Source organism: Micromonospora sp. WMMB235 (assembly GCF_001855515.1).
In the GTDB taxonomy this organism is placed as follows: Bacteria; Actinomycetota; Actinomycetes; order Mycobacteriales; family Micromonosporaceae; genus Micromonospora; species Micromonospora aurantiaca.
In genome coordinates this window covers 5,782,501-5,796,088 of sequence record NZ_MDRX01000001.1, presented here as the reverse complement: position 1 = coordinate 5,796,088, position 13,588 = coordinate 5,782,501, and the positions used below count along the sequence as shown (strand labels likewise).

At 69.1% G+C, this 13,588-nt stretch carries 8 protein-coding genes and 2 rRNA genes (1 of these 10 cut by a window edge); 3 read left to right on the top strand and 7 right to left on the bottom strand.

The window, feature by feature from the left end; all coding sequences use genetic code 11:
• Positions 1 to 150: 150 nt before the first annotated feature.
• Positions 151 to 1,710 (bottom strand): alkaline phosphatase, encoded by a 1,560-nt coding sequence (locus BFV98_RS25795; RefSeq protein WP_071098053.1) that lies wholly within the window; start codon positions 1,708 to 1,710, stop codon positions 151 to 153.
• Positions 1,711 to 1,907: 197 nt separating this feature from the next.
• Between BFV98_RS25795 and BFV98_RS25790 the strand changes: the two genes are divergently transcribed.
• Positions 1,908 to 2,348, top strand: a complete 441-nt coding sequence (locus BFV98_RS25790; RefSeq protein ID WP_013288022.1) for a carboxymuconolactone decarboxylase family protein — start codon at positions 1,908 to 1,910, stop codon at positions 2,346 to 2,348.
• Between the two features lie 60 nt (positions 2,349 to 2,408).
• On the opposite strand, the gene ndk is transcribed toward BFV98_RS25790, so the two are convergent.
• A complete protein-coding gene (gene ndk, locus BFV98_RS25785) occupies positions 2,409 to 2,834 on the bottom strand; it encodes a nucleoside-diphosphate kinase (protein ID WP_013475497.1) in 426 nt (141 codons plus the stop codon).
• 145 nt (positions 2,835 to 2,979) lie between these two features.
• On the opposite strand from ndk, the gene BFV98_RS25780 reads away from it, so the two are divergent.
• Entirely contained in the window at positions 2,980 to 4,344 is a 1,365-nt protein-coding gene (locus BFV98_RS25780) for a VOC family protein (protein WP_071098051.1), read from the top strand.
• A gap of 71 nt (positions 4,345 to 4,415) precedes the next feature.
• Here the strand turns inward: BFV98_RS25780 and BFV98_RS25775 are convergent, their stop codons facing one another.
• The 3 genes from BFV98_RS25775 to BFV98_RS25765 are packed head-to-tail and all read right to left on the bottom strand — an operon-like array spanning position 4,416 to position 8,957.
• Positions 4,416 to 4,949 (bottom strand): DUF4233 domain-containing protein, encoded by a 534-nt coding sequence (locus BFV98_RS25775; RefSeq protein ID WP_143025358.1) that lies wholly within the window; start codon positions 4,947 to 4,949, stop codon positions 4,416 to 4,418.
• On the bottom strand, positions 4,946 to 6,280 hold the full coding sequence (locus BFV98_RS25770) for a folylpolyglutamate synthase/dihydrofolate synthase family protein (RefSeq protein ID WP_071098049.1): 1,335 nt from the start codon (positions 6,278 to 6,280) through the stop codon (positions 4,946 to 4,948). Before BFV98_RS25770 ends, BFV98_RS25775 begins: the two co-directional genes overlap by 4 nt.
• 58 nt (positions 6,281 to 6,338) lie before the next feature.
• Complete coding sequence (locus BFV98_RS25765) at positions 6,339 to 8,957, bottom strand: valine--tRNA ligase (protein WP_013288027.1); 2,619 nt, start codon at positions 8,955 to 8,957, stop codon at positions 6,339 to 6,341.
• A 69-nt stretch (positions 8,958 to 9,026) separates the two neighbouring features.
• Between BFV98_RS25765 and BFV98_RS25760 the strand changes: the two genes are divergently transcribed.
• Complete coding sequence (locus BFV98_RS25760; RefSeq protein ID WP_013288028.1) at positions 9,027 to 9,704, top strand: hypothetical protein; 678 nt, start codon at positions 9,027 to 9,029, stop codon at positions 9,702 to 9,704.
• Positions 9,705 to 10,375: 671 nt separating this feature from the next.
• Here BFV98_RS25760 and rrf read toward each other — a convergent pair.
• Both rrf and BFV98_RS25750 read right to left on the bottom strand, forming a co-directional pair.
• Positions 10,376 to 10,492: ribosomal RNA gene (gene rrf / locus BFV98_RS25755) — 5S ribosomal RNA — on the bottom strand.
• A gap of 79 nt (positions 10,493 to 10,571) precedes the next feature.
• Positions 10,572 to 13,588 (bottom strand): 23S ribosomal RNA (locus BFV98_RS25750); it runs 93 nt beyond the window's last position.

Genomic DNA, 13,588 nt, shown 5'->3' with positions numbered 1-13,588 from the left:
ACTCGACCCCCCACCCACCGCGCCGCCGAGTATCACCCGCCCCGCCTCTCCCCGCCCCGCCCCTGCCCCGTCGATCATGAAGTTGACGGCCAGATCCGAGATCCACATCGCCGCCAACTTCATGATCAACGCATCCAGGGCGGGGTGGGGTCAGCGGGAGGTGGGGGCGGGGAGGGTGGTGGTCCAGAGGGAGGCGCCGGTGCGGTCGCGGAGGTGGACCGTGAGGGCCGCCGACGGGCCGTCGACGGTCACCTCGCCGAAGTGCTGGAAGCCCTCGGCCGGGGAGGTGTTCGCGCGCGGCGGGGCGTGCACGAAGACCGCCTTCGGGCCGAACGTGCCGTCCAGCGCGTTCGGGCCGAACGCGCCGGCGTGCGCCGGGCCGGAGACGAACTCCCAGAACGGGCTGAAGTCCCGCACCGCGGCGCGCGCCGGGTCGTAGTGGTGGGCGGCGGTGTAGTGCACGTCGGCGGTGAGGAACACCAGCCCGGTCACCCCGGCCCGGTGCGAGGCGCGCAGCACCTCGGCGAACTCCAGCTCCCGGCCGGCCGGCGCGCCGTGGTCGCCCTGCGCGACGCCCTCCTGGGCGCCTGCCCCGTCCGGCACCACCAGGCCGATCGGCAGGTCGTTGGCGATCACCTTCCAGGTGGCGCGGGACGCGCGCAGTTCCCGGATCAGCCACTCCCGCTGCGCCTTGCCGAGCAGGCCCCGGTTGCGGTCGGCGTACGTGTTGCCGTCGTTGGGGTCCTTGTAGGTGCGCATGTCCAGCACGAACACGTCCAGCAGCGGCCCGTACGACAGCTTGCGGTACATCGGCCCGCCCGACGGCACCGGCAGCCACTCGTGGAACGCCTGCCGGGCCCGGGCGGCGAGCACGTCCACGCGCTTCTCGCCGTACCGCTCGTCGGTCAGGATCTCCCCCGGGTACCAGTTGTTCACCACCTCGTGGTCGTCCCACTGGTTGATCTGCGGCACCTGGGCGGCGAACGCCCGCAGGTGCTCGTCGAGCAGGTTGTACGCGAACTGCCCCCGGTACTCGGCGAGCGTCTCGGCCACCTTGCTCTTCTCCGGCGTCACCAGGTTGCGCCAGGTCCGGCCGTCGGGCAGGACCACGCTCTCGGTCAGCGGCCCGTCGGCGTACACGGTGTCGCCGCTGCACAGGAAGAAGTCCGGGCGGCGCTCCCGCATGGCCCGGAAGATCGCCAGGCCGTCGAAGTCAGGGCTGATCCCCCAGCCCTGCCCGACGATGTCGCCGGTCCACACGAACCGCACGTCACGCCGCTGGTGCCGCCCGGGGGCGGTGGCGAACGAACCGGTCAGCGGCTCGCTGCACAGGCCGTGCCGGTCCAGGCTCTCCACCCGTACCCGGTAGTGCAGCCGCTCCCCCGCGGGCAGGCCGCGCAGGCGGACCTTGCCGGTGAGGTCGCCGGTGGGGTCGACCACCGGGCCGCGCACCAGGCGGGCGCCGCGCAGGTCCGGCCGGCGGCTGACCTCGACCAGCATCCGGCCGGGCCGGTCCGCGCGGGTCCAGACCAGCGCCGAGTCGGCGGTCACGTCGCCGCTCTGCACGCCGTGGGTGAGCAGCGGCCGGCCGCTGCGCCGCAGGCCGGGTGCGGCGGGCGCGCCGGGCGCGCCGAGCAGCGCGCCGCCGGCGACTCCGGCACCGGCGACCAGGCCGGCGCGGAGCAGGGTACGTCGATCGAAGTGCGTCATGGGTTCTCCCGGTCTCGGCAGTGTCGCCGGCCCCGGTCTACCGGCCGCAGGTGGCCGGGAACTCCGGTCGAGGTGACCGGCACGTCAACGACTGCTGTCCAGCGCCCCGGCATGACCACCGTCACACCGCCGGGCCGTCACACCGCGCCCGCCGTGCCCCGTCCTGTGCGCGTACCCGAACCCTCAAGGAGGCGGCGATGAGCCGGATGGACATGGCGGCGGTGGCGCCCGAGGCGTACCAGGCCGTGCTGGGCCTGGAGAAGTACGTCCGGGCGAACGTGGACCACACCGTGCTGGAGCTGGTGAAGCTGCGGGCGTCGATGCGCAACGGCTGCGCGTTCTGCGTCGACATGCACAGCCGCGAGGCGCTGGCGGCCGGGGAGGACAGCCGCCGGCTGTTCGCCGTCGCGGCGTGGCGCGAGGCGCCGTTCTTCGACGAGCGGGAGCGGGCCGCACTGGCCCTCACCGACGCGGTGACCCGGCTCGGCGAGCACGGCGTGCCGGACGACGTCTGGGACGCCGCGGCGAAGGTGTGGTCGGAGAAGGAGCTGGCGGACCTGGTGATGGCGATCGCCACCATCAACGTGTGGAACCGCGTCGCCGTGACCTGCCGGACGCAGCCGCCGGCGCAGGTCTGATCGCTGACACACGACGGCCCCGGTCCCGCCAGGAGCGGGCCGGGGCCGTCGGCGCGTCGGTCAGGCCAGCTCGGGGAACCAGAGCGCGATCTCGCGCTTGGCGCTGTCCGCCGAGTCGGAGGCGTGCACCAGGTTCTCCCGGTTCGACAGCGACAGGTCACCGCGGATGGTGCCGGCGGCGGCCTTGCGGCCGTCGGTGCTGCCGATCATCGCGCGTACCACCTCGACCACCTGGTCGCCGGAGAGCACCAGCGCCACCAGCGGGCCGCTGGTCATGAACGTCTTCAGCGGCGGGTAGAACGGCTTGTCGACGTGCTCGGCGTAGTGCTGGTCGGCGAAGCCGCCGTCCATGGTCCGGCTCACCATCGCGTCGATCCGCAGGCCCTTGCGCTCGAAACGGGACAGGATCTCGCCCACCAGACCGCGGCGCACCGCGTCGGGCTTGATCAGTACGAGCGACCGCTCGTCCGGGCTGCTGCTGGACACGCTGGGTTCCTCCTGCGCACTCAAACGGGGTTCGGCTGGGTACGGTCAGCGTAGCGACCCGGTCCCGGCGCCGGCGCGGCGGCTGCGTCTTCCCTGGCCCGCCGCGGCGGCCTAGCCTGGCCCTGGAACCCCTGGGAGGTCCACTGTGGCGAATGGCGGGAACCGCACGATCGCGCCGGTACGCAAACTGATCGGCGCGGTGCTGGGCACCGTCGCCACCTTCGTGACCGTGTTCGGGCTCGGCATGACCAGCTGGGCCATCGTGGCCCTCGGCGTCGCGCTGCTGGTGCTGGCGATCGCCCTGGCCACGGTACGCGGCGGCGGCCGCACCTGGGTGATCGGCCTCGGGCACGTGCACAGCGCCTCCGAGCCGCCCACCCAGTACGCGTTCGGCCGGTGCGAGCTGCAACTGGTCATCGACGCGCCGGGGCTGCCGCCCCGCTCCAAGAAGATCATCGAGCCTCGGGTGCCGGTCGCCAAGTGGCCCTCGCTGGGCCAGGCGCTGCCGGTCCGGGTGGCGCTGGACGACCAGCGGCACGTACGGGTGCTCTGGGACGAGGTGCCCACGCACGCGGAGAGCGCCGCCGCGGTGGCCGACCTGCCGCCCGAGTACGCCGCCGAACCGGACCCGCTGGACGAGCCGCTGATCGCGCAGGAGGCGCCGCCGTGGGCCGGGCGCGCGCCGGAGGACGACTTCCGCGACGACTACCCGCCCGCGCCGGACCCGTACCTGGACGACGTCCCGCCCCGGGCCGAGGAACGCGAGCCGGTGGTGCTGCACCAGAGCCCCGGCGGCCCGGTGGTGCTGGAGGGGCAGCTCGTCGAGCGGGCCGAGCGCGCGGCCGGCCCCGGCCCGCTCCCCCGCCGCGCCCCGGCCCCCCGCTCGCCGGCCGAGGAGCCGGTCGACACCGTGCCGGTCGAGACCGTGTTCGCCGACTCCGGACGGTCCGACCCCGGACGGTCCGACACCGGACCGGCCGGATCCGGACCGGCCGACACCGGACCCGACCCGATCGACGTGCCGCTGGACGACCCCTCGGACGCGCCGCGGCGCTCCGACGCGCCGCCGACCGCCGAGGAGCTGGACGAGGCGATCTTCGGCCCGTCCGGCGCGGCCGAGCCGGACGAGCTGGCCAGCCCGATCAGCGGCGTCGGCATCACGCTGCTCGTCACCGACCTGGACCGGTCCCTCGACTTCTACCGGGAACTCGGCTTCGACGAGCTGGACCGGGGCGAGGGCAACGCCGTGCTCTCCTCCGGGCCGACCCGGCTGGTGCTGCGCCGGGTGACCGGCGCCGCCCCGATCAGCCGTCGCCTGGTGCACGTGAACCTGGAGGTGGACGACATCCAGGGGGCGTACGAGCGGTTGCGCGACTCCGGCGTCCGGTTCACGTACGCCCCGCGCGTCGTCAACCGGGGCACCAAGCTGGAGGTGTGGGCGGCTGCCTTCCGCGACCCCGACGGCCACGGCGTCGCGCTGACGCAGTGGCGCACGCTCGCCCAGGTGTAAGGAAGGGCCCCTTCTTAACGCCTCAGGTAGAGGAAGGGGCCCTCTTAACACGCGCAACCGCGCGACGGCGCTCAGCCGAGGATGACCCGCCGCACGTGCAGCGCGTACGCCCACACCAGCGCGAACATCACACCCAGCGCGAACAGCGACCAGTGCAGCAGCCCGGAGAGCAGCAGCAGTCCCTGGATCACGGTGCCGGCGTGCCACGCCCACGGGCGGCGCATCATGCCGGCGAGCACCACACAGGCGACCGCCAACGCCACGATCGCGCCGATCGCCGCGCCGCTCAGGTCACCGCCGACCACCCGGATCGGCTGGATGGCCAGCAGCAGCACCAGCGCCTCCAGCGACATCGTACCGGCGCCGAGTCCGCGCACTGCCTTGTCCGGGTTCCGCAGCCCGGACCGCCGCACGCCGCCCACCGGCTCCGAGCCGCCTGCCTGCTCCGAACCGGCCGCCTGCTCCGAACCGGCCGCCTGTTCCGGACCGACCGGCCGCTCAGCGCCGCCCGCCTGCTCCCGCCCCGTCGGCTGCTCAGCGCCGGTCGGCTGCTCAGCGCCGGTCGGCCGCTCAGCGCCGGTCGGGCGCTGCTGCGGGCCGGTCATCGCTTGAGCAGCCGGCGGGCGTCGGCCACTGTCACCACCGATCCGGTGATCAGCACGCCCACCCCGGACAGTTCGCCCGGCACGTCCGACTCGGTCTCCGCCACCGCCGCCTCGATGGCGTCCGGCATGTCCCGGGCCACCTGCACCCGCTCCGACCCGAAGATCTCCCGCGCCAGCCCCGCCAGCTCGTCCACCGGCATCGCCCGGGCCGAGCTGTTCTCCGCCACCACGATCGAGTCGAGCACCGGTTCGAGCAGTTCCAGCAGGCTCGCCGCGTCCTTGTCGCCGAGCACCGCCAGCACGCCGACGAGCTTGCTGAACGCGAACTCCTCCTGCACGGCGGCAACTGTCGCGGCCATCCCGTGCGGGTTGTGCGCGCCGTCGAGCAGCACCGTCGGTGCGGTACGCACCCGCTCCAGCCGGCCCGGCGAACTGGTCGCGGCGAAGCCCTCACGGACCGCCTCGATGTCGAGCTGCCGCCGGGCGCCGGCACCGAGGAACGCCTCCACCGCCGCAAGCGCCACCGCCGCGTTCTGCGCCTGGTGCGCGCCGTGCAGCGGGATGAAGATCTCCTCGTACACCCCGCCCAGGCCCTGGATGGTCAGCACCTGGCCGCCGACCGCGACCGCGCGGCGCAGCACGCCGAACTCGGCGCCCTCGCGCGCGACGGTGGCGTTGACCTCGGCGCAGCGTTCCAGGATCGGTCGGGCCGCCTCCTCCTCCTGCGCCGCCGCGATCACCGTGGCGCCGGGGTGGATGATGCCCGCCTTGTGCAGCGCGATGTCCTCGATCGTGTCGCCGAGCCACTCGGTGTGGTCCAGCCCGATCGGGGTGATCACGGCGACGCCGGCCTGGATGACGTTCGTCGCGTCCTCCGCGCCGCCGAGCCCGACCTCCACCACCGCCACGTCGACCGGGGCGTCGGCGAACGTGGCGAACGCCAGCGCCGTGGTCATGTCGAAGTACGTCAGCGGCTCGGCGAACCGCTGGTCGACCAGCTCGGCCAGCGGCGCGATCTCACGGTACGTGGACACGAACCGCTCCTCGCCCACCGGCTCGCCGTCCAGGCTGATCCGCTCCCGGACGGTCTCCAGGTGCGGGCTGGTGTAGCGGCCGGTGTGCAGCCCGAACGCCCGCAGCAGCGAGTCGATCATGCGGGCCGTCGAGGTCTTGCCGTTGGTGCCGGTCAGGTGGATCGACGGGTACGCCCGCTGCGGGCTGCCCAGCAGGTCGAGCAGGGTCTCGATCTTCTCCAGCTCGAAGTGCATGCGGGTGAAGCCGCGCGCGTTGAGCGCGGCCTCCACCTCGGCGAACTCGGTGCGGTCGGTCATGCGGAGCCATCTTTCGTTCGCGACTGCGGGGCTCGCAACCCCGGCTCACTCCTCGCGCTCACGAGGGCAACGCCTCCAGGGCGGCGTCGATCCGGACCAGGTCCGCCTCGGCCACCGCCAGCCGTTCGCGGATCTTCGCCACCACCGGCTCGGGCGCCTTGCCGACGAACGCCGGGTTGTCCAGCTTCGCCCGCGCCTGGGTGGCCTCCTTCTCGGCCGCCGCCCGGTCCTTGGTGAGCCGGGCGCGCTCGGCGGCCACGTCGATCGAGCCGCGGGTGTCGAGCGCGACGCTCACCGCGCCGGGCATGGCCAGCGTGGCGCCGGCCTGGAAGTCGTCGCCGGGCGCGTCGAGCCGGGCCAGCGAGCGCACCAGCGGCTCGTGCGCCGCGATGCCCGCGCCGGCCAGGCCGTCGAGGCGCGCGGCGACCCGCTGGGTCGGCCGCAGCCCCTGGTCCGACCGGAACCGCCGGACCTCGGTCACCACCCGCTGGAGGGTGCCGACTTCGCCCTCCGCGGCGTCGTCGATCAGGGTACGGTCGGCGACCGGCCAGGACGCCGTCAGTACGGTCTCGCCGCCGCTCAGCGCGGCCCACAGCTCGTCGGTGACGAACGGGATGACCGGGTGGAGCAGCCGCAGGAGCTGGTCCAGCACGTGGCCCAGCACGCGGCGGGTGGCGTCGGCGGCGGGGCCACCCTCGGCCAGCACCGGCTTGCTCAGCTCCACGTACCAGTCGCAGACGTCGTCCCACGCGAAGTGGTAGAGCAGGTCGCAGACCTTCGCGAACTCGTACGCCTCGAACTGCTCGTCGACCTCGGCGGTGACGTGCGCCAGCCGGGACAGGATCCACCTGTCGACGGTGGAGAGGTCACCGGCGGCCGGCAGCGGTCCGTCGGTGTGCGCGCCGTTGAGCAGCGCGAACCGGGTGGCGTTCCAGAGCTTGTTGCAGAAGTTGCGGGAGCCCTGGCACCACTCCTCGCTGACCGGCACGTCCTGGCCGGGGTTGGCGCCCCGGGCCAGCGTGAACCGGGTGGCGTCGGCGCCGAACCGGTCGATCCAGTCCAGCGGGTCGACCACGTTGCCGAACGACTTCGACATCTTCTTGCCGTGCTCGTCGCGGACCATGCCGTGCAGCGCCACCACGTCGAACGGCTGCTCTCCGTCCATCGCGTACAGGCCGAACATCATCATCCGGGCGACCCAGAAGAACAGGATGTCGTAGCCAGTGACCAGCACGCTGGTCGGGTAGAACTTCGCCAGGTCCGGGGTGCGCTCGGGCCAGCCGAGCGTGGAGAACGGCCACAGGCCGCTGGAGAACCAGGTGTCCAGCACGTCCTCGTCCTGCCGCCAGCCCTCGCCGGACGGCGGCTCCTCGTCCGGGCCGACGCAGACGATCTCGCCGTCCGGGCCGTACCAGACGGGGATGCGGTGGCCCCACCACAGCTGGCGGGAGATGCACCAGTCGTGCATGTTGTCGACCCAGGCGAAGTAACGCTTGGCCAGCTCGGCCGGCTCGATCTTCACCCGGCCGTCGCGCACCGCGTCACCGGCGGCCTTCGCGAGCGGGGCGGTGTTGACGAACCACTGCAACGACAGCCGCGGCTCGACAGTCGTCTTGCACCGCGAGCAGTGCCCCACCGCGTGCAGGTACGGCCGCTTCTCGGCCACGATCCGGCCCTGCTCGCGCAGCGCCGCGACGATCGCCGGGCGGGCCTCGTACCGGTCCAGGCCCTGGAACGGGCCGGGCGCGGTGATGACGCCGCGCTCGTCCATGATCGTCAGCGACGGCAGGTCGTGCCGCTGGCCGATCTCGAAGTCGTTCGGGTCGTGCGCCGGGGTCACCTTGACCATGCCGGTGCCGAAGCTCGGGTCGACGTGCTCGTCGGCGACGATCGGGATCCGCCGGTCGGTGAGCGGCAGCTCCACCTCGGTGCCGATCAGGTGCCGGTAGCGCTCGTCGTCCGGGTGCACCGCCACCGCGGTGTCGCCGAGCATGGTCTCCGCCCGGGTGGTCGCCACCACGACCTCGTCGCCGTAGCGGATCGAGACCAGCTCGCCCTCGTCGTCGGTGTGCTCCACCTCGATGTCGGACAGCGCGGTGAGGCAGCGCGGGCACCAGTTGATGATCCGGTTGGCCCGGTAGATCAGCCCGTCGTCGAAGAGCTTCTTGAACATGGTCTGCACGGCCCGGGACAGGCCCTCGTCCATGGTGAACCGCTCGCGGTCCCAGTCGACCGCGTCGCCCAGCCGGCGCATCTGGCCGAGGATCGCGCCGCCGGACTCGGCCTTCCACTGCCAGACCCGCTCGACGAACTTCTCCCGCCCGAGGTCGTGCCGGGACAGCCCCTCACCGGCGAGCTGCCGCTCGACCAGGTTCTGGGTGGCGATGCCGGCGTGGTCCATGCCCGGCAGCCAGAGCGCCTCGTAGCCCTGCATCTTCTTGCGCCGGGTGAGCGCGTCCATGAGGGTGTGCTCGAACGCGTGACCCATGTGCAGCGAGCCGGTGACGTTCGGCGGCGGGATGACGATGGTGAACGGCGGCTTCTCGCTGTCCGCCGACGCCCGGAAGTGCCCGCCGGCTACCCACTGCTCGTACCGTCGCTGCTCTACCTCGCCGGGCTGGTACTGGCCGGCGAGGGTCGGGGCGTCGGGGCGTCGGGCATCCAGTCTCTCGGTCACCCTGAAAGTCTACGGAGCGCTTTCGGGGACCCGGCGTGCACCACCTGTGATTCGCGTACGGTGGCGGTCATGTCCGACGCGCATCTCACCGAGCGCCCGGTCGACGGGGGTTCCGATCCGTTCGAGCTGACCGAAGAGCCGATCGAGCTGAGCCGCCGCGATCCCGCGCAGGAGCCCGAACGCCGTCCCGTCTCCCGACGCCGGAAGATCGTCATGGCCGCTCTCCTCGCGGCCGGGCTCGCCGGCGCGGGCGCGCTCGGGCTGGGCGGCTGGCGGGTGCTCCAGCAGAAGGACACGACTCTCGGCCAGCCGGCCGAGGTGGCCGGGCTGGTACGCGACGACAGCGAGCGGGCTCGCAGCACCGCCGACTACCTGCGCGACGGACTGGCCGCCGACATCGAGCTGGACCGCGGCTACGGCGCCGTCTACTCCGACGGCGGGGACGCCAAGCGTTCGGTGCTGCTGTTCGGCGGCACCACGCTGCTCTGGCAGCCCGAGCGTGACCTGGACACCCTGTTCGGCCTGATGGCCGACGAGACAGGCCGGGTGGCAGGGCTGCGCGAGGTGGACGCGGGCCGCCTGGGCGGCGTGATGAAGTGCGGTACGACGAGCGGCGACGGTGGCGACTTCGCGGTGTGCGGGTGGGCCGACCACGGCAGCGTCGTGATGGGCATGTTCCCGGGCCGCCGGGTCGACGACGCCGCGGCCCTGTTCCGCGACATCCGCGAGTCCGTCCAGAGCCGCTGACCCGCGACCTCGGCGCTCACTCGTCCACGCCGGTACGAAGAGGTGCCCACTCACGCCTTGCCCCGCCCCCGCCACGTCGCGGTGTCGGCGACCCCCTGTCCCCTCCCATGCCACCAGTTCCGGGGTAATGGCTCCCAGCCCTCCTGTTCGCGGGAGGTGGCTGGATGCCGGGCAGTCCGTCCCGCCATTTCGGGGAAGTGGTGGGCCGGTTCGCCAGCTCGGGGTAGTGGCTGGATCCGGGCGTTCCGTTGCCGCCACTTCGGCGTAGTGCTGACCGGCACACCAGTTCGGCGAAGTGGCTAGGTCCGGGGTACTCCATTAACGCCAGCTGGGGGGAACCTGCTGCTGGTTCGCCATCTCGGCGAGGTAGCCGGATGCCGGGCGTTCCGTTGCCGCCACTTCGGGGAAGTGGTGGGCCGGTTCGCCAACTCGGGGAACTGGCTGGATCCGGGGCACCTCGCCACCGCTACTTCGGGGAAGTGGCGGCCTGGTTCGGCGTTTCCGGAAAGTAGCGGGCGGTACGGCTAGCCGGTGCAGTGCCGGCAATGGGGTGGGCAGTCCATCGCTCACGCGCGTCCGGGGCCGGCTTTGCGGCCGGTCCGGTGGTGTTTTCCGGGGGGCAACGCAATTCAGGGCCACCCCGGTTGGGGGTGGCCCTGAATTGGAAGATTGTCCGGCGGTGTCCTACTCTCCCACACCCTCCCGAGTGCAGTACCATCGGCGCTGGAGGGCTTAGCTTCCGGGTTCGGAATGTGACCGGGCGTTTCCCCTCCGCCATGACCGCCGTAACTCTATGAACATGTCAACCAACCCAACAACATGGGTGGTGGTTTGTTCAGAGTTGCACAGTGGACGCGTAGCAGCTTAGTAGTCAAGTCCTCGGCCTATTAGTACCGGTCAACTGAACCCGTTACCGGGCTTACATTTCCGGCCTATCAACCCAGTCGTCTAGCTGGGGGCCTTACCCCACAAATGTGGGTGGGATACCTCATCTTGAAGCGAGCTTCCCGCTTAGATGCTTTCAGCGGTTATCCCTTCCGAACGTAGCTAACCAGCCGTGCCCCTGGCGGGACAACTGGCACACCAGAGGTTCGTCCGTCCCGGTCCTCTCGTACTAGGGACAGCCCTTCTCAAGTATCCTACGCGCACGGCGGATAGGGACCGAACTGTCTCACGACGTTCTAAACCCAGCTCGCGTACCGCTTTAATGGGCGAACAGCCCAACCCTTGGGACCTGCTACAGCCCCAGGATGCGACGAGCCGACATCGAGGTGCCAAACCATCCCGTCGATATGGACTCTTGGGGAAGATCAGCCTGTTATCCCCGGGGTACCTTTTATCCGTTGAGCGACACCGCTTCCACATGCCAGTGCCGGATCACTAGTCCCGACTTTCGTCCCTGCTCGACCTGTCAGTCTCACAGTCAAGCTCCCTTGTGCACTTGCACTCAACACCTGATTGCCAACCAGGCTGAGGGAACCTTTGGGCGCCTCCGTTACCCTTTAGGAGGCAACCGCCCCAGTTAAACTACCCACCAGACACTGTCCCTGAACCGGATAACGGTCCGAAGTTAGATACCCAAATCAACCAGAGTGGTATTTCAAGATTGCCTCCACCCATACTGGCGTATGGACTTCACCGGCTCCCACCTATCCTACACAAGCTAATTCAGATACCAATGTCAAGCTATAGTAAAGGTCCCGGGGTCTTTCCGTCCTGCCGCGCGTAACGAGCATCTTTACTCGTAATGCAATTTCGCCGGGCCTGTGGTTGAGACAGTGGGGAAGTCGTTACGCCATTCGTGCAGGTCGGAACTTACCCGACAAGGAATTTCGCTACCTTAGGATGGTTATAGTTACCACCGCCGTTTACTGGCGCTTAAGTTCTCCGCTTCGCTCGTGAGAGCTAACAGGTCCCCTTAACGTTCCAGCACCGGGCAGGCGTCAGTCCATATACATCGAATTACTTCTTCGCATGGACCTGTGTTTTTAGTAAACAGTCGCTTCCCCCTGCTCTCTGCGGCCATACAACGCTCCACCCGCGCGGGGCTTCACGTCTCCGGCCCCCCTTCTCCCTAAGTTACGGGGGCAATTTGCCGAGTTCCTTAACCACAGTTCGCCCGATCGCCTCGGTATTCTCTACCTGACCACCTGTGTCGGTTTGGGGTACGGGCCGCTAAGAACTCGCTAGAGGCTTTTCTCGGCAGCATAGGATCACTGACTTCACCTGAATCGGCTCGGCATCACGTCTCAGCCTATATGCGCCGCGGATTTGCCTACGGCACGGCCTACACGCTTACCCCGGCACAACCACCGGCCGGGCTCAGCTACCTTCCTGCGTCACCCCATCGCTTGACTACTACCCGCCAGGTTCCCACGCTCCCCACCATTGGTCCGAAGACCGCCGGCAGTTCGGGTGGTTAGCACAACGAGGTTCGTCAGGGTCGCTCTTTCGCGGGTACGGGAATATCAACCCGTTGTCCATCGACTACGCCTCTCGGCCTCGCCTTAGGTCCCGACTCACCCAGGGCGGATTAGCCTGGCCCTGGAACCCTTGGTCATCCGGCGGAAGGGTTTCTCACCCTTCTTTCGCTACTCATGCCTGCATTCTCACTCGTGCCGCGTCCACAACTGGGTCACCCCGCTGCTTCACCCCCGGCACGACGCTCCCCTACCCATCCACACACCTGCATACCCCATCAAGGAGGCACGAAGTTAAAATGTGAATGCCACAGCTTCGGCGGTGTGCTTGAGCCCCGCTACATTGTCGGCGCGGAACCACTTGACCAGTGAGCTATTACGCACTCTTTAAAGGGTGGCTGCTTCTAAGCCAACCTCCTGGTTGTCTATGCGACCCCACATCCTTTTCCACTTAGCACACGCTTAGGGGCCTTAGCTGGTGATCTGGGCTGTTTCCCTCTCGACTACGAAGCTTATCCCCCGCAGTCTCACTGCCGCGCTCTCACTTACCGGCATTCGGAGTTTGGCTGATTTCGGTAAGCTTGTGGGCCCCCTAGACCATCCAGTGCTCTACCTCCGGCAAGAAACACGCGACGCTGCACCTAAATGCATTTCGGGGAGAACCAGCTATCACGGAGTTTGATTGGCCTTTCACCCCTAACCACAGGTCATCCCCCAACTTTTCAACGTTGGTGGGTTCGGCCCTCCACGCGGTCTTACCCGCGCTTCAGCCTGCCCATGGCTAGATCACTCCGCTTCGGGTCTAGAGCATGCGACTGAAAACGCCCTATTCAGACTCGCTTTCGCTACGGCTCCCCCACACGGGTTAACCTCGCCACATGCCACTAACTCGCAGGCTCATTCTTCAAAAGGCACGCCGTCACCCCGCAAGGCTCCGACGGATTGTAGGCGAACGGTTTCAGGTACTATTTCACTCCCCTCCCGGGGTACTTTTCACCATTCCCTCACGGTACTTGTCCGCTATCGGTCACCAGGAAGTATTTAGGCTTACCAGGTGGTCCTGGCAGATTCACGGCAGATTTCAGGAGTCCGCCGCTACTCGGGAACACCCACAGAAGACCAGCAGCTTTCACCTACCGGACTATCACCGTCTACGGTCAGCCATTCCAGACTGTTCGACTAGCCACTGGCTTTGTAACTTCTCCAACAGATGTCAGTCTGTTGAGCAGGGTCCCACAACCCCGACCACGCAACCCCTGACAGGTATCACACGCCGCCGGTTTAGCCTCAATCCGCTTTCGCTCGCCACTACTCACGGAATCACTATTTGTTTTCTCTTCCTACGGGTACTGAGATGTTTCACTTCCCCGCGTTCCCCCCACACACCCTATGTGTTCAGGTGCGGGTGACATCACATGACTGATGCCGGGTTTCCCCATTCGGACACCCTGGGATCACAGCTTG